This window comes from Alloprevotella sp. oral taxon 473 str. F0040, from assembly GCF_000318095.2.
Lineage (GTDB): Bacteria > Bacteroidota > Bacteroidia > Bacteroidales > Bacteroidaceae > Alloprevotella.
In genome coordinates this window covers 165603-180284 of the sequence record NZ_KB290718.1, presented here as the reverse complement: position 1 = coordinate 180284, position 14682 = coordinate 165603, and the positions used below count along the sequence as shown (strand labels likewise).

Annotated in this window: 14 protein-coding genes; all 14 read right to left on the bottom strand. The window is 41.4% G+C overall.

Annotated features, from left to right (window positions below):
- Positions 1-24: 24 nt before the first annotated feature.
- Complete coding sequence (locus tag HMPREF9999_RS09120) at positions 25-1221, bottom strand: polysaccharide biosynthesis protein (RefSeq protein WP_232301296.1); 1197 nt, start codon at positions 1219-1221, stop codon at positions 25-27.
- Between the two features lie 608 nt (positions 1222-1829).
- A complete protein-coding gene (locus tag HMPREF9999_RS09115) occupies positions 1830-2984 on the bottom strand; it encodes a DegT/DnrJ/EryC1/StrS family aminotransferase (protein WP_009752449.1) in 1155 nt (384 codons plus the stop codon).
- Positions 2981-3556, bottom strand: coding sequence for a sugar transferase (locus HMPREF9999_RS09110; protein WP_009752448.1), 576 nt, complete (start codon positions 3554-3556; stop codon positions 2981-2983). Before HMPREF9999_RS09110 ends, HMPREF9999_RS09115 begins: the two co-directional genes overlap by 4 nt.
- 66 nt (positions 3557-3622) lie before the next feature.
- Complete coding sequence (locus tag HMPREF9999_RS09105) at positions 3623-4234, bottom strand: hypothetical protein (protein WP_009752447.1); 612 nt, start codon at positions 4232-4234, stop codon at positions 3623-3625.
- Positions 4231-5394 carry a glycosyltransferase family 4 protein gene (locus HMPREF9999_RS09100; RefSeq protein WP_009752446.1) on the bottom strand — a complete coding sequence of 388 codons (1164 nt, stop codon included), beginning with the start codon at positions 5392-5394 and terminating at the stop codon, positions 4231-4233. Before HMPREF9999_RS09100 ends, HMPREF9999_RS09105 begins: the two co-directional genes overlap by 4 nt.
- Before the next feature lie 12 nt (positions 5395-5406).
- Positions 5407-6468 carry a glycosyltransferase gene (locus HMPREF9999_RS09095; RefSeq protein WP_198144643.1) on the bottom strand — a complete coding sequence of 354 codons (1062 nt, stop codon included), beginning with the start codon at positions 6466-6468 and terminating at the stop codon, positions 5407-5409.
- A 52-nt stretch (positions 6469-6520) separates the two neighbouring features.
- Positions 6521-7507: a glycosyltransferase gene (locus HMPREF9999_RS09090; RefSeq protein ID WP_009752444.1), complete on the bottom strand. Its 987-nt coding sequence runs from the start codon at positions 7505-7507 to the stop codon at positions 6521-6523.
- Complete coding sequence (locus tag HMPREF9999_RS09085) at positions 7489-8382, bottom strand: glycosyltransferase family 2 protein (protein WP_009752443.1); 894 nt, start codon at positions 8380-8382, stop codon at positions 7489-7491. The genes HMPREF9999_RS09090 and HMPREF9999_RS09085 overlap by 19 nt, the downstream gene beginning before the upstream one ends.
- 26 nt (positions 8383-8408) lie before the next feature.
- Complete coding sequence (locus tag HMPREF9999_RS09080) at positions 8409-9509, bottom strand: EpsG family protein (protein ID WP_009752442.1); 1101 nt, start codon at positions 9507-9509, stop codon at positions 8409-8411.
- A gap of 17 nt (positions 9510-9526) precedes the next feature.
- Positions 9527-10240: a glycosyltransferase family 32 protein gene (locus HMPREF9999_RS09075; RefSeq protein WP_009752441.1), complete on the bottom strand. Its 714-nt coding sequence runs from the start codon at positions 10238-10240 to the stop codon at positions 9527-9529.
- Positions 10241-10283: 43 nt separating this feature from the next.
- Complete coding sequence (locus HMPREF9999_RS10940; protein WP_009752440.1) at positions 10284-11288, bottom strand: acyltransferase; 1005 nt, start codon at positions 11286-11288, stop codon at positions 10284-10286.
- 63 nt (positions 11289-11351) lie between these two features.
- Complete coding sequence (locus HMPREF9999_RS09065) at positions 11352-12557, bottom strand: glycosyltransferase (protein WP_009752439.1); 1206 nt, start codon at positions 12555-12557, stop codon at positions 11352-11354.
- Positions 12527-13567: a glycosyltransferase family 2 protein gene (locus tag HMPREF9999_RS10070; protein ID WP_198144641.1), complete on the bottom strand. Its 1041-nt coding sequence runs from the start codon at positions 13565-13567 to the stop codon at positions 12527-12529. Before HMPREF9999_RS10070 ends, HMPREF9999_RS09065 begins: the two co-directional genes overlap by 31 nt.
- Positions 13568-13574: 7 nt before the next feature.
- The gene (locus HMPREF9999_RS09055; RefSeq protein WP_009752437.1) at positions 13575-14528 is read right to left on the bottom strand and encodes a glycosyltransferase family 8 protein; all 954 of its coding nucleotides are present in this window, start codon (positions 14526-14528) and stop codon (positions 13575-13577) included.
- Positions 14529-14682: the final 154 nt, after the last annotated feature.

Sequence of the window (14682 nt, the reverse complement as noted above, 5' to 3'; positions counted from 1 at the left end):
GTTGTTTCTTGTTATGTAACAGTCTCATGACTGACAAAGTGTTTGATAGTCGGGATTCTGTGGGTTATATTCTGGAATGATAGCCTTAAGAGATTTAACTGTCATTGTTGCATCATATGTTTTGGCTGTTTCAACTAGATGGAGAATTTCATTTTCAATCTTATTGAAATCATACTCACGTACTCGTGCAATTTTGATACGTTCGTGGCTAGTAGGAACCACTGTCTCTAGATCATTAAGAACTTCCTCATAGAGCTTTTCCCCAGGGTGAAGGCCAGTATAAACGATATTAATATTTTGCTTACCACTAAGTTTGATCATGCGCTGTGCCAACTCCGCAATTTTTACTGAATGCCCCATGTCAAAAACATAAATGCAGCCTCCTTTTCCTATCGTGGCAGCTTGAAGTACCAGTTTGCAGGCTTCAGAAATGAGCATGAAATAGCGTACAATCTCTGGATGCGTCACATAAACTGGTCCCCCATTGCGAATTTGTTCACGGAAGGCGGGGACAACAGAACCGTTAGAGCCTAGAACATTGCCAAATCTTGTGGTGACAAAGTTACATTGAGAAGTGTTGCGTGGAGAGTTGTTGAGACTTTGGCAGTAAATCTCGCAGACTCTTTTTGAACATCCCATGATACTAGTGGGATTGACAGCTTTGTCTGTACTTACCATCACAAAGGTTTGTACTTCATACTTTACTGCAAGATTAGCTAACTTTATAGTACCATCGATGTTATTGAGTACACTCTCTGTAGGGTTGTCCTCCATCATAGGAACGTGCTTATAGGCCGCCGCATGAAAGATTATATCGGGACGGTTATGCTTGAAAAAATCTTCCAAACGATGATGGTGACAGATGTTGCATACTACTGTTTTACAAGGAACATTGGCAAATTCTCGTTGCATCATTACGCGAACATCATGGAGAGGTGTCTCAGCCATGTCCAAGAGGAGTAGGCTCTTCGGGGAGAGTTGGGCTAAAAGACGCACTAATTCTTTTCCTATGCTACCTGCAGCACCTGTGACAAGAATGCATTTATTCTGCATCTTGTTACGTATAGTGATCATGTCCACCTCAATCTCTTTACGAGGGAGTAATGAGGATAATTCTATATCAAGTAGACTTCTATTCGACAGTCCATAAAGTCCAGTGAGGTGATTTCTCTTTATATAACCTTCAAAATTGATGCGCACCATGATACGTAGACAAATCATGAGAACAATGGATAATATGCACTGCAATAAAAGATCGCGCATCCTGACCATTTGTACGATGTTGTCAGTGTGGAAGAAGACCCTCAATAGCATAATGAGAATAAAGCCTAAAAATAGTGCTCCGCTAATGCGAAGTATATCAATAGGGGCCATTCTCCGCGCAGGAGCAAGGTATGTGTGGAAGATTCGAAAGCCCACAAGATAGCATGGGAGGTAAGCTAGTAGAGCTAGTAAGACAGGACGTAAGTTTACAGATTCTGCACTATGATTTGCATAGAATGCTACAATCCCTGCTAAGAAAATAAGTACACAATCTGCAATAAGTAAATACCAATAGGGCAGAGCATCATGTGATAGGTACCAACGGATAATTTTGGTTAGCATGAATTTTAGGTTTTAGTGCCCATTTCTTGGGTGGGGTGTGTAATGTTGTTAGTAATATCGTAGGCCTCTGTTTTCTATAAAATCTTACACTACTGCAAAAATAGTATATTAGCTTCAATTATCCAACTGTTATAATTGTAGTTTCTTATCTCTAGAGCTGTCCTATAGTTAAATATGACTATTAGAGGCTATTCTGATATGTCTATGTTCATTTTGAATGCTTTCTATACTGATAATGTTGATAAGCAAATATCTACGATTCGCTGAACATCTTTGTCTGATACCCAAGGGCCACTTGGGAGGCATAATCCATGTTGAAATATTTTTTCGCTTACACCATTTACGTACGCTGGAGCATTCTGAAAGACTGGTTGGAGGTGCATTGGCTTCCACAAAGGGCGACTTTCTATATTTTCTTTTGCAAGTGCTTCACGTATGTCATCGGGAGAACAAGGAGCATTTTCTGAGAGGATGATAGTGTTGAGCCAATAGTTGCTATTAGAGATAGTGTCAGGATTAGTATGAAGAGTGATAAACGGATTATCAGTAAAGGCCTGAGCATAAAGCTCCGCAATGTGTTGATGATGGGATATGTGCTGATCTAGCACCTCCATTTGACCGCGTCCTATGCCTGCACAGATGTTACTTAGGCGATAATTATAGCCTATGTATTCATGCTGGTAGTAAGGGAAACTCTCTCTCGCTTGAGTCGCATAGAACAGAGCTCGTTGTTTGGCCTCTTGAGTTTTGCAGACTATAGCACCTCCTCCACCTGTGGTGATCATCTTGTTACCATTGAAACTTAGGATGCCATATTCACCAAATGTGCCACAATGTTGTCCATTGTAAGAAGAACCTAGAGCTTCTGCTGCATCTTCCACAATTGGAATATCGTAGTGTTCAGCTATTGCCTTGATTTCTTTCATCTTGGCTGGCATACCATAAAGGTGTACCACTATGATCGCTTTGGGTTTTTTACCCGTTTTTGATATGCGATCTTCAATAGCCTCTTGCAAGAGTTGGGGGGATATGTTCCATGTCTCGGTCTCGCTGTCTACGAAGACGGGAGTAGCTCCTTGATAGGTAATAGGATTGGCTGAGGCAGCAAAAGTGAAACTCTGGCATATCACTTCATCTCCTACTTTTATGCCTAAAAGCACCATGGCAAGGTGTAATGCGGCTGTGCCTGCGGACAATGCACAAACATGAGAGGCTGAAGTAGAAGTCGTGCCTGATTGTAGGAAGCGTTCTAAATCTTCTTCAAACCCATTGACATTGGGACCAAGAGGCACGACCCAATTAGTATCGAAGGCTTCTTGAATGTAGCGTTGCTCGCTACCTCCCATATGGGCTAAGCAGAGGTATATAGGTTTTTTCATAAGATTGTTTTTATGATGATGCAAAGATCTCCCCAAAAGGAATGATGATGAAAATAATCAAGGTTGATTTTTACTTTATCTGGAAAAATCACTTCGTTATTATAGCGTTGTGGATCTATTTGTTGAGCTAGTAGTTCCTCTTCATTGCGATATTTCAAAGTTGCTGGGCCTGTGATACCTGGCTTCAAACGTAAGATATCTTTATCTTCCCCTTTGAGCAGGTCTGCATAGCCAGGGACATCAGGACGAGGCCCCACAAAACTCATATCACCGATGAGCACATTCCACAATTCAGGGAGCTCATCTAGTTTATATTTCCTTAGCTTTGCTCCTAATGGTGTGATACGTGATTCACCAGCTACACTAATGGAAGACCCATGGTGTGATACCGACATTGTGCGAAACTTGATTATGGTAAATAGTTTGCCATATTGTCCCACCCGTTTTTGACGAAATAATATGGGGCCGTCTGGCATTTTCCATTGTATTAAGAGGGCTACGACGAGCAAGATTGGCCAACATAATAATAGGCCGATGAGGGCAAATGTGAAATCAAATATTTTTTTGACCATGTGTGAAGAATAAATGCTTAAGAGGCAACAAATATCAGACTTTCTCAGTGGTGTAGAAACACGGAGCTAGGTTCGGAGTCCCAAGACTTTATATAGACGATAATCGTTGGCTAGTTGTCGCTGTTCTTTGAGAAAAGCACTTTTCTGAGCTGATTTTAAAGAAGCAATGTTTAAGTCAGAAATGGTGGCATATAAGTCAAGCTTTAGTGCCTCGGAGATTAGTATGGCTATGCGCCACATTTGTCCACCAATTCCTTGTCCGCCCATGCTAGGGTCAACGAGTAGCCCATGAAAGGCTCGACCGATGAAGAAACCTCTCAAAAAATGATACCCAACTATGTTACGAGGATCATTTGTCTTACAAACTTTGATAAAAAGAAAAGCTGGATTCTTCCATAGACGTTTCAGTTCTTCAGTCTCAAAACTATGAGGGTGAAAGAATTGCAAACTAGTCTTGGGTAGTTGTTGAAGCCATTGGGCTAGTAGTGGTAAATCGTCTGCCTCTACTATGGACCAATGTAAATCAAGGGGGACTTTTTCGTCCTCTGATTTCAAAATGTGATTTGTAGTAGACTGTAGAGATGGATACCGCCAGTTGAATATTAGTCCATTGAGTTCTTCTATTATGTGCCAAATCCAGTGGAAGTGGTGCTTGATGAAGAGTAGGATAGCAGTCATGATAGCAGTTGTTGATAGTAACACTTGAGATTTTTCCACACCAAGGGTTGTGCAAAATGTTCCTGCACATGGTGGAGTGCGGCTATTCCCATCTCTTTTCTATAAGGATAATATCTCATTTCTAGCATGGCTCGAGCAAGAGCGACATTATCGTGAGGCGGAACGATGAAACCATTCTCTCCTTGCGTGATAATCTCTCGCGAACCATTGATGTCAGTAACGATGCTAGGTAGAGAAAATGCCCCTGCTTCAAGCACGACATTTGGAAAACCCTCTCGATAGCTAGGAAAAACGAGGGCCTGTGCTGCTGCGTATATAGGACGAATATCGGTGAGGTGGGGTAACTGATATATGTTGGGCAGCGTTTTTATAAGTTGTTTTGTAGTGCAAGGAAGCGGATCGAGATTTTTTTCTTCGTTTCCTACGAGTAGTAGTGCAGTTTTAGAGAAAGACTCAGCATCTCGTGACAAATTCTCGGAGAGTTTTTGGAAAGCCTCTATTAACTCTGTTATTCCCTTGTCACGGACAATGCGTCCAACGAAGAGAAAGAGAAAGGTATCGGAGGTGATGCCCAGTTTCTCGCGCAAAGCTTTGGCTGAAAGCTTTATCTCTTGGGAGGGATAGTAGTAATTGAAGTCTATACCTCGTACATTACCGTGTCCCAATACCGTAAGAGGCTTATTCGTGATTTTTTCTTTACGAAGATCGTCAGCGACACCTTTTCCCTCTGGATTAATATGGGTGGCACATGCACAAAGCAATTTATCCATTGTGATTAGGACTTTGCGTTTAATCCCTTTGGAGGTTGGCCAGATGAGCCCAGTAAAAGTGTGAAGGCGTACAGGAACTCTCGCTAACTTTGCTGCTGTCATAGCTAGCAGCCCAGCTTTTGGGGTAATACTGTGCACCATGTCGGGACGTTCTTTATAAAAGAGTTTTATAAGTTGCCATAAAGCAATCAAATCGCGAACAGGGGCTATTTGGCGATGCATAGGTACAACTATCGTGCGTATCTTTTCGCGCGCTGCTATTTCATTTAGGGCTTCTCCTGGAGAAGAAACAGCTATAATTTCGTATTGGCTCGACAAATCGTATAGTAATCCTTTACAAAATATATTGAGAGAGATGGGGACTGTTGAAATGCGAATGATTTTCTTCATTTTATCTATGCATTATAGGCTCTGATATACTTGCCAATAAGCCTCAATCATCGTGGAGATGTCGTATTGATGAGCACGCTGCAAGCCCTTCTCAATGGTCTGTTGTCTAAGTTTGGGATGTTCTTCTAAGGCCAGTATAGTCTTGGCTAAGGCTTGAGCATCACCTTGTGGGAAGAGAATCCCTGCATTGCCCACAATTTCACGTAATCCAGGAACGTCACTTGCCACAACTGGGCGACCAGAAGCTAAGCCTTCTAATGATGAGAGAGAGAGCCCCTCATATCGACTTGACATAACAATGACATCAGCCGCTTTAAGTACATTGGCAACATCATTTCGATTACCTAGAAAATGCACGCGCTGTGAAAGCTGCTCTTGTGCTCCGAACTCCTCAACTATTTTTCTGCGATTTCCATCTCCTGCGAGAAGGAGATGATAATCATCAGGAAGCAGATGTAGCGCACGAATAATTGTTTCATGATCCTTTTGTGCGCGGAATGCAGCTGCCACCACCAAGCGTTTATATTGGCTATATTGTTCTATTATATCGTTTGCTGGAAATGCTTCTTGAAATTTAGTAACCACAATACCGTTGTTGATGGTCAGGCAGTGAGGTAGCTGTGGGAGGTAGTCTAATAAAGCTTGAGTGGTGCTTTGGCTCACGCCTATGATCTCAGCATATCGGCTGTACATCCAGCTATCGACACAACGCAGCCAAGGGATATTTCTTCTGGTGTTTGTTGTGTTGTGCTCCGTTGTGACAAGTTTTGGGGCTAGTTTCATCCCCATGCTAGCAATTGCCACAAAGTATTGGCTAGGAGTGTTGTGTGTATGTACTATATCAAATTGACGCATCAAACGGCGCAAAGCAGGAATACAGCAAGGAGAATGCATCGCTCTGACACCCATGCCTAGCGCGTGAATCGGAATTCCTTGAGCTTCTAAAGCAGAATAGAAGTCAGTGGCTGTGCCATCCAAAACTGCCAGTTCCACTTGCAATCCTCGTTCTTGTAATCTTGGGAGTAAATCTACCATCAAACGCTCCGCACCACCGGTGCGAAGAGAGGTTATCACGTGAAGAGTTTTTGGTTGTGATGGCATGTTGATACGAATTTTGGAGTTATAGCTAAGAAGATTTCTTAAACTGATAAGGACGGAGCGCGATAAATTCAGGAGTATGTACAAATTGCCAGCCCTCTCTCAGTCCTTTTATCACCTGCGCAGGAAAATCCCACCTTCTCAAGAAAGGGACAGCCACCAGTATGAGCAGAAATTGATAAACCATTTTAAGCGAAAATCGCAAAAGCATTGTCGACTTTGAGAAGCGGTCTGTTTGCCAGAAGCATCTCCACCAGATGATGAATTGTGCCTTAGTGCGGAGTTGCAAGCGATTGGATTGTTGTTTATATCGAGCACTTGAAGTTTTGCCATCCATGTGTTCGATGTCTACACCATAGTGAATACCTAATTTGTATCCATTGACCACAAGCTTATAAAATTGAACGAAATCTTCTCCATATGGGAATCCAAGGTCGTCTAACCATAGTTCATCTTCCAAATGCAATTTGAGAAAAGTCTTCCTTTTCCACATTGCAGCTGCCCCTGCACAACTTTCAGATTCATAGATGCTAGGCTGCGGTTTATTATTGTAGCTAAAGGATCCTGTGGGCTGAACGATAAAAGCATGAGAATCATTGACACGAGGAAAAACACCGTTAACAAGAATCGCGCGTATCTTTTCTGATAGCGACATATTCTGATTGCGGTAGATATCACATCCTACACAATCCATGTTATGCTTCTGCAGTGCCTCTAGCATAGTTTTAGCTACTTGTGGATTTAATTTTAAATCATCATCCAATAGTAATATACAATCGCTAGAGATTTCTTGATAAGGAAGAATGCGCTGCTTAGCCATTCCCTTGGGGACAACTACATATTCTTCTTTGCCTATTCTGTAGTTGGGGATGTCGTATCCTTCAGCAATATACACCACTACTCGTTCAGGAACAAGGGTTTGTGTGGAGATACTTTCTAGGAGTATGCGATATTTTTCTCCACCAGTCCCCAATGTGCGAATGGCTATAGAGTAGGTTAGTGGCGATTTTTCCATAAAATGAAGAGATAAAGTATAAAACCGAATGGAGCCATCAGAAGGGAAAGTAGGGGTTTGGGAGAATCCTTCAACCAATGCTTATTGCAGGCAATAAGACAGCTAGAAACATAGTGTATATTAAGTCTAAGAAGGTTGCAAAACGTATTGCGCTGAAGATTCATCTCCATCTTTCTCATTTTAATAAGACTATGAGGAGAGCGAACATATTGTTTGAATATATCGGCTGCCATACCTGTTTTTTGGTAGTCTACCCAACAAAGGTTTTCATTGATGACAAGGAGAGGGAGGGTGTCACAAACTTGAAGCAACATGTATATAGGATTAAAGTCTTTCTCGTTGGGAAAACCTATTTGTGGAGCGATGTGACTCATCAAATCGGTTCGCATGACTTGTTTTGCATCACCTAGGTGAATGCGATATAAATATAAATCATGAAGATAGACCTCGTTTAAGTCTTTAGGGAAGTACCCGCCTATGGGTTGTTTCTTGTCAGCATAAAAGTCTAACCCTATGATACCTGCATATTGTTCTCCTCCACGTTCATTCCAGGTTTGAAGGATAAGCTCTACGGCATTCTCTGGCATAAAGTCATCACTATCGATGCAAACATTGAGCGGAGAGGTGATGTTGGTATAAGCTGTGTTATACCCTGTATACAATCCCCCATTCTCTTTCCAGATGTAGCGGATAGCGATGCGGTGTTCTGCTATGTACTGTGCTATGACTTCACGCGTGTTGTCTGTAGAACCGTCATCAATAACCAACCATTCGAAGTCTTGGCAAGTTTGTTGGCAAAGACTTTCATACACGCGAACGATGAGGTGAGCGCGGTTGTAGGTTGGAGTGAAGACTGTGAGAAAAGGTGAGGCCATAATCGAAGAATATAATTAAAAGACTGCTACCAATATATGAATTGCATAAAGGCCGTAAAACCAACATAGAGCATTATTATTAGCCCAATGTTCTTATCTTGGTTAGGCCAAATATTAAGAATGAATAAAGGATAGGCTATCATCACAGGATAAAGAAACCAAGAGAGATAAGCAAAGCGATTGGAAAACGCAGCTCGGATGAAAATCACCCAAAAAGCGTTAGCTAGGCAGTAGGTCGAGAAGAATACTGAATACCAATTATCGGTAATTCTTCTCTTAATGATAGTGTAATAACCCAAGGCTATAGGCATTGCACTATAGAGCAAGAAGTCCCAGCGAAAACCATAGCGAGAAAATGTAGTACCAAGGCCTCCTTGTTCTAAGGATGTATACTGTGACAAACGATCGTCAAAGCTCAGTTGCTCTATGAAACCAGTGACACTATTGCCTAAGAACAATGATGCTATGATGGAAAGTAACCAAATGTATAATGCCCAATGTGGACGTCTGTAGATGAAGAGACTGGCCACAAAGGCTGCAATTGGAATGCCGACACTATGGTGTACACCATAGGCCAGGAAGGCTAAAAGAACCCCACTGATTTTTTTATCCTTCAAAAACAATGCAAAAGCCAACATGGAGATATGGCATGCTAGACCATTACGCAGACCATTGGTTGCAAATGAGAAAAACATGAGCGAGCCGCAGATTAAGACTAAAGACGTTAGCGGTTTCTTTGGGATGAGAATGCGAAGGGCGGCAAAAGCACATAAGGTGTAGAGCAATGCGACAACTACAAAATACATCTGTGTGCTGAAATTTAATAAGTGGCATATAGCCCCTAGGCTATTCCATAGCCATTCTGTTTCCAAATCAAACCCGATGTGTTCGCTACTTAGACTATTATATATCCTAGCATAAGAGGCCATGTCTCCGAAATACCTTGCACTGATGGGGCGCAATCCTAGCCAAATGGCCACAATAACGGTGAAAATCCACCCCCACAATAAAGATTCTTTTTTTTGTAAGAACGCGGACTTGTATGATGCTCGGTATGATAACGCGAGAATTGCTCCCCACAGACAGAAAAGGCCAAAGAATAGCGGATGATAAAGCGAAGCGTCCATTGTAGACTCGGTGAAAGTTAAACTTTAGAGGATTGGAGTAAATGATATAGCCATGTACGGTGCCATAGCCTTGACAACCAAATGTAGAAAGCACTTTGGTTACTCCATGTACGGTCATAATGATGAATAGTACGCGTGTTGGGGGTAAGGGTAACACGTCCTGTGGCATTATCCATTGGATCAAAGTATTCAGAGGGATAAATTGATATTAGAGCAACTTCCTGATAGCAATCCTCAGGAATGAAACCATGGTGTATGAATATTTCAGTCATGCCACGTACCACCAACCCCGCTTTTAGCATTGATTCCTTTGATAGAGTCGTTTGATTGTCGTAGTAAATGAGCATCTCTTGAATAATCGGATGCTTTGGTTCTACTGCCATCACCAAACCAGAACTCACCGTAGGGGGAAAGGCTTTCTCCATGCCCATAAAAGCTCCTTTCTCTAATAAATCGTCCAATGAAGCGATTACTTCAACATCCGTATCAAAGTAGAGTCCACCATATTCTTCTAGTATCTTGTAACGAGCGAAGTCACTGACATAGGCAAATTTTCCAGCAGCATAAGCCTCACGAGTGTAAGGATGAGCATTTACATCAAAATTATCTTCGTTCCATTCTCGAATCTCGTAGCCTGGTAACCATTTTTTCCATGATGCGATGCATCGTAGAGCAGACTTGGGCAGTGGACGACCACCAAACCAACAATAATGTATGATATGTGGAATCATGTTAGGGTATCTTGTAGACAAGTGTGACAAAAGGGCTATAACTTTATAGACCTATGATAAATCGTAGCCTTCTGAACTTAGAGAGTAAATATGAGAGAAGGAAACTACCGATAAGACTGAAAATAGTCGCTCCTAAATATACGAAGATGAAAGGAGTGCCTGTCGTGTGGACGGAGAGATAGGAACGGATAAATACAATAAACAGCCAATGTACTAAGTAAACCCCAAAAGTAAGCTGTGAAAGTCGTTGTACAATAGGTTGATATTGCATCATTTTTTTTACTATAGTAGAATGGTTGGCTAATTGCATCCAAAAGATGCACTGGAAAGCTACAAAAATGGAAAGATACCAAAAAGTCTCATAGAAATTAATCTGGATATTTGTTACTTTGATAATAGTGGGTATTAACCATGCCAGAAAAATAGCTATTAGTGAGTATCTCGTAAGATCCGCAGAATAATGGTGGATATAATAGCCTAAAAGGAAATATCCTATATAGCCAGAAAAATAGTAGAATGCGCTACGAGGTCCCTCTTCTATTGGAATATAGTCCTTAAACCATGGTAGGCATAGGGTGATTCCCCATAGGATTAAGTAGTATTGTTGGTGTATTCTATTGCTTGAGTGTACCCATGATTGTAAAATTGGAGTTAAGAGGTAAAGACCTAGTAGAGGGAATATAAACCATAATGTAGGATTGTTCAACTCAAATAGAAAGTGATAAGTACTCCATTCCAACCAGGACTTTTCTAGTGTAATGGTGCTTATGATTCCATATAGTAGATTCCATAAAAGTACAGGATAGATGATTTTATGTATGATGCCAACAAAGAATTGTCTATAACTGGAAATGGGACGAGACAGTCTTAATGCACCTGAAATCATAAAGAATAATCCTATACATGGAGCAGTGGCATAGCTTGATACAGATAATACAATTCCATTAGGGTTAGAAACTGTAGGCTGAGCATGCATAGTGAGAACCATTAGACAAGCCAAGATGCGAAGAAGGTCAAAACTGATATTTCTTGTTGTTTTTTCACTCATAGCTTCTTATTTTTGAGAGGGGTTCTCTTAGAGATAAAATGTATATCTACGAAATTCTTTTCTTTACCGATGAAGATCACTAACAAGATGATAAATTTTCTCCACTTCTTCGGCATTGCCATAATCGTTAGCTTGAAGATAAGTAAATATATGTTCTCGAAGCGGAGTGTCGCGCAGAGCTTTTGCCATAGCCTTGGCCGTGACTTCAGGAGAATCCATAGGCACGATGAGGCCGTCTTTGCCTTGTTTTATTTGAGAGGCGGCAGTAGGATAGGCTGTGACAATGACTGGTTTGCCAAGAATCTGCGCTTCAGTCACAGCAATTGATTTACCTTCATAGCGAGAAGGTTGGATGTACCAGTCGCAATGAGCTATGTAGGGGTATGGATTAGTACGTTTTCCTAATAAATGGACATAACCTTCCATCTGCTCTAGCGAGAGTGCATTTTGAATCAGCGTGTCGTCTCCATAACCAATGACAAACCAGTGGATATTCAATCCCTGCTCTCGAAGTAAACGGCATAGAAGTGCGATACTTTCGATGTTTTTTTGGTAAGAGTATCGACCTATAGTGAGTAAATGAATAGCATCCTTATAGAGAGACATATCTATAGGTCTCTCTCCTTGGGCACGTTGTCTTACAAAATCAGAGGTCAGTAGATTGTCTATGCGTAGCAATTTAGGTCTGAGACTCGGAAAAACGGTACTAAAAGTTTTGCTCACGTGGTCTGAAATACTGATGATGTGGTTGTAACTATCCCAAATGGGGAGTTCCAGATCTGCATTAACATCAATAGTACTATAGTCCGTATGAATCCATGCAATTTTTTTGCGTGCATTCACTTTTTCCTTCACTATATTATGAGGCATGAGGTAAGATATAGCTAAATCATATTCTCCAAGGTAATATAGTGAGGGCAAAATAGGAGTGATACATTTGCCGATATATCCAAAAATGGCACTAGAATCTTTTGGATGCTTAACTCTTGTGTATTGTTGCATCTCCCATTTTGCTTTCAGTCTTGCTAAAGCTATCTTGAATTGTCCAGCAAGAAGAACTTCTTTGATTGGGCGTTCGATATAGTTGTAAGCTTTAGGGGCTTTGAGCAGATTTACCCTATTGGGGATAAACTCCATCATCTCTCCACGTGGATCATACACAAACAAGTCCACCTCGACACGTTCAGGATCGAGTGCTTGAAGTAGATTGATTAGGCTCGTTTCTACTCCTCCTATTTCTAGGTAGTGGATGGCGATGAAAATGCGCATATTTCAATAACCTCAGAATATGAATACCGAAGCATAGGATTAGGTGATAATCTTTGCTTCGCACGAAGGGCAAAATTGATGAGAGATAAGTGCTTAATTTGTGATTTTAGCCAAATATATGGAGCGTATGTCTTAAAGAGTGAGGCGTAGTGTTTTCTTGCTTCTTGAGCATATTGTTCAAAGACCAAAGCAGTAGCTTTATCTTGGCTGCGTCTGGCTGCTGCTCGATGTAGAAAAATCTGATGAATATATTCTGGAACAACCTCTTTTAGCAAATGTTCTCGATGAGTCTGTTGGCAAAATTTGATACGAACTTCATAAGCCTCAAGTAAGTCTTTCCGTTTTACCGAGAAATGACCTGAAAGTCCGGTACTACGCTGACGGTAATACCACAACGGTTGTGGAGTCGTTACGAGTTTCTTGCATCGCGAAACAATTTCGTGCATTACAAAGGCATCTTGTGCCACTTTTCCAGGAGGATTGGGGCAGTCTAGAGCGATGTCTCTACGAATGAGCTTTGCCCAAAGAAAATTGTTAAGCAGAGGTTGTTGTCGACATAGGGCTATCAATGCGTTTTCAGTGTTGAAGTATTGTTTTTCTCCACTAGGGTGTTGTCTACGACTATCGTAAAGTAGATGAGTATCATACGCATAGAAAAACCCACATTGCACTAAATCTGCTTGTGCTTGTGTCGCGATGTAGAGAAGAGTCTGTAAAGTCTGGGGCATTAACCAATCATCTCCATCTACATATACCACATAGTCACCTTTAGCTTGGAGGGTTCCAACGTTTCTGGCCACGCTTACTCCTTGACACTGTTGTGAGATGAGTTGCCATGTCGGATGTTGTAGGCAATAATGCTCTGCTATTTTGTGTGTGCCGTCAGTGCTCCCATCGTCCACCAGAATCACCTCAAAATCTCGAAGTGTCTGTCGGGCAATACTGTCTAAAGTGGTCTCAAGATAAGGGGCCACATTATACAGAGGGATGATTACAGAAAGAGAATTCATATCAGGGTTAGGCATCAGGGATAGAAGACCATCGCTCTTTTAGCAAGTCGATTGAAATGGGGAGTGGCTTGCAGCTAGGCATTAGCCACATTTTGAGCCAAACTTTGAAACGTAGAATCTTTCCTTTGGCCTCATAGGTGAGTGGTGCTGGATACTTGAGAGAATGATTAAAATCAATCCAAAGTTGGTGAAAAGGATGTTTTTGCCCATCAATGAACCATGGGGCTGTACGTGCGTAGTGAATGATGATTGGTGACCATAAACACTGTTGCAGCTCCTCTTTATATTGAGGTATGTATGGTTCTTGTCTACATAGAAAGACTGAATTTACATTATAGGCCTGGGGTAATGGATGGATACGGTCCTTATATAGGATATTGATAACGTTCTGATCGGGAAGAGCAAGTGTGTCATAATTAGTTTCCAAGAAGTTCCAAAATGATTCTGTAAACTGTTCTGCACGCAGTTGTGACAAATCCATAAGCATTACTCCCGCATTAAATATAGGCAATGTCAAGTAGGATGGAATACTCCTATCTGTCCTATTGCGAAGGAATGCTTCTTCCACCATTGCCAAGGATTTACCTTCAAGGTTCATTTTAAAAAGAGGGCGTATGTCTCCAACGACCAAAGTGTCTGTGTCTAGATACAAAACTCTATCAACATTCGGTAGCAAGTTGGGGAGTTCCGCACGAATGTTCGTCCATAGGGTGAAAACGGGATGATCAAACTTCTTATATTTTAGGGGATCAATGAGGTGGGTTACCAGTTGGGCATTCTTATACGTGCCCAAAAACTCTCGAACGTCTTTCCTATGGTTTGTTCCCTTTTCTGTAATTAAATGGAAACAATAGGATTCGTCTGCTTGCTTAGGCTGATGTGCCATAATACTATGAATCGTAACCAGAGCATATGGTACGTAAGCAGTATTTGCAGCAAAGGCTATGTGATAAGTAGTCATAGAGTGCTAGTTTAGTGTGAGTGTTGGACTACCTATAATTCTGTATCTGTGGTTAGAGTTAATTGGATATAGGTAGGTGATTTTGATGATTCTTGTAAGTCCCTCTATTGCGCTGTTTAGAGGAGCTACAAGCTACATGAAGATTATCGCTGCA

Coding starts and splice junctions, on each gene's coding strand:
- HMPREF9999_RS09120 (WP_232301296.1), bottom strand. CDS start 1,221: ATGATTTGTCTACGTATCATGGTGCGCATCAATTTTGAAGGTTATATA.
- HMPREF9999_RS09115 (WP_009752449.1), bottom strand. CDS start 2,984: ATGAAAAAACCTATATACCTCTGCTTAGCCCATATGGGAGGTAGCGAG.
- HMPREF9999_RS09110 (WP_009752448.1), bottom strand. CDS start 3,556: ATGGTCAAAAAAATATTTGATTTCACATTTGCCCTCATCGGCCTATTA.
- HMPREF9999_RS09105 (WP_009752447.1), bottom strand. CDS start 4,234: ATGACTGCTATCCTACTCTTCATCAAGCACCACTTCCACTGGATTTGG.
- HMPREF9999_RS09100 (WP_009752446.1), bottom strand. CDS start 5,394: ATGAAGAAAATCATTCGCATTTCAACAGTCCCCATCTCTCTCAATATA.
- HMPREF9999_RS09090 (WP_009752444.1), bottom strand. CDS start 7,507: ATGGAAAAATCGCCACTAACCTACTCTATAGCCATTCGCACATTGGGG.
- HMPREF9999_RS09085 (WP_009752443.1), bottom strand. CDS start 8,382: ATGGCCTCACCTTTTCTCACAGTCTTCACTCCAACCTACAACCGCGCT.
- HMPREF9999_RS09080 (WP_009752442.1), bottom strand. CDS start 9,509: ATGGACGCTTCGCTTTATCATCCGCTATTCTTTGGCCTTTTCTGTCTG.
- HMPREF9999_RS09075 (WP_009752441.1), bottom strand. CDS start 10,240: ATGATTCCACATATCATACATTATTGTTGGTTTGGTGGTCGTCCACTG.
- HMPREF9999_RS10940 (WP_009752440.1), bottom strand. CDS start 11,288: ATGAGTGAAAAAACAACAAGAAATATCAGTTTTGACCTTCTTCGCATC.
- HMPREF9999_RS09065 (WP_009752439.1), bottom strand. CDS start 12,557: ATGCGCATTTTCATCGCCATCCACTACCTAGAAATAGGAGGAGTAGAA.
- HMPREF9999_RS10070 (WP_198144641.1), bottom strand. CDS start 13,567: ATGAATTCTCTTTCTGTAATCATCCCTCTGTATAATGTGGCCCCTTAT.
- HMPREF9999_RS09055 (WP_009752437.1), bottom strand. CDS start 14,528: ATGACTACTTATCACATAGCCTTTGCTGCAAATACTGCTTACGTACCA.